General features: G+C 58.9%; 1 protein-coding gene and 1 pseudogene. Both read left to right on the top strand.

What is annotated here, in order from left to right; translation table 11 throughout:
- The first annotated feature begins 282 nt into the window (after positions 1 to 282).
- The gene (locus CVS29_RS18075) at positions 283 to 774 is read left to right on the top strand and encodes an SRPBCC family protein (protein ID WP_146213134.1); all 492 of its coding nucleotides are present in this window, start codon (positions 283 to 285) and stop codon (positions 772 to 774) included.
- Positions 775 to 879: 105 nt separating this feature from the next.
- Positions 880 to 1,508: pseudogene (locus tag CVS29_RS18070) on the top strand (DEAD/DEAH box helicase); the annotation flags it as partial.

The following is a 1,508-nucleotide window of genomic DNA, read 5'->3' as shown; positions in this document are numbered from 1 at the left end:
CACCAAAAAGGGTAGAGGCCCCACACCACCAGGTGCGGGGCCTCCCCACCTTTAACACCACCTTTTTCAGAACCACCGGGCTATCAACACCAGCAACAATAACCACCACCACTCGAGCCGCCCCACACCAGGGCGGCTCCACTTGTTTAACAAGCCACCACCCGAAGGCGCCGGCGAGCCATAATTTTGACGCGACCACCTCGCCCTGCAAGCCCTGCCGCGACCACCCGTGCCGAGCACATTGAGCGGCATCCAGCCCGTGGCCAAAGAGAGTATGGTGGCTTGATGCAGAATCTTTTTTCTCACGTGCACGAACCCGACTATGTGTCTCTACAGCCAACTGAAGAGGCTGCACTTGAAGTGGTGATTGGCGTCCCATCTGATGAGGCCTTCGATGGCTTCACCGACGGCATCCATCTTTGGTGGCCGGTAGCTGAACAGAGTGTGTTCGGTGAAAGTAGCCATGTCGCGATGCTCCGTGATCACTTGGTGGAGGAATCCCTCGAGGGTGAGGAGATCATCTTGGCAGACATAGAGTCCTGGGAGTCGCCAACCCATTTGAGTCTGGTGTGGGCTTTCGGCAATGAATCTGTTGAAGAACGTGAGGTTGATATTAGCTTCGATCTTGTCGAAGGGGGGATGACTCGCGTCAAAGCTACTTTTCACACGCTGCAGGGCTTGGACAGCCTAGGTGAGGGGGAGTTTTTCTGTGATTGGTCACTCATCTTGTCCAGATACGCCAGATTCATGGGTGGAGCCGTTCAGCTCGACTAGACTGGTAGCTGGACCAAAGCGTCCAAGGATTTTTTCGAAGAACATCAAAAGTGAAGAGCGGCTGTTACTGTGCCAGTTAGTGCGCTCGAAGGTTTAGGAGTCGGCATGGCTGAGCATTACGAGGGAAAACGCGAAGACAACTCACGCGGACAAGACAACAAGGGGAACAGCGGTCGGCCTTATGGTGACCGCCCGGCGACGAATGATCGTCAGCCAGCGCGACCTTACAACGAGCGCGGCAACAACAGCAGCCGTAGCTATGGTGATCGTCCTGCCCGTAGCAACGATCGCCCCTCATACGGTGACCGCGATAACCGTGGTGGCCAAGATGGACGCCCTGCCGGTGACCGCGACTCACGCCCTTCATACGGTGACCGTGATAACCGCAGCGCTGACCGCCCCATGGTTAATGGACGTCGAGAAGACCGTAAGCCTTATGGTGAGCGTGACAACCGTGGTGGCCAGGGTGGCCGCCCCGCTGGTGACCGCGATTCACGCCCTTCATACGGCAACCGCGATGACCGTCCGGCCCGCACTGGTGGAGACCGCCCCTACGGTGACCGTCCCGCCCGTAGCAACGACCGCCCCTCATACGGTGACCGCGATAACCGTGGTGGCCAAGGTGGCCGCCCTACCGGTGACCGCGATTCACGTCCTTCATACGGCAACCGCGACGACCGTCCGGCCCGCACTGGTGGAGACCGCCCCTACGGCGACCGTCCCGCCCGTAGCAA

Source organism: Arthrobacter psychrochitiniphilus (assembly GCF_003185915.1).
In the GTDB taxonomy this organism is placed as follows: Bacteria; Actinomycetota; Actinomycetes; order Actinomycetales; family Micrococcaceae; genus Specibacter; species Specibacter psychrochitiniphilus.
The sequence above is the reverse complement of the archived record's forward strand: the minus strand, read 5'-3'. Positions and strand labels throughout refer to the sequence as shown.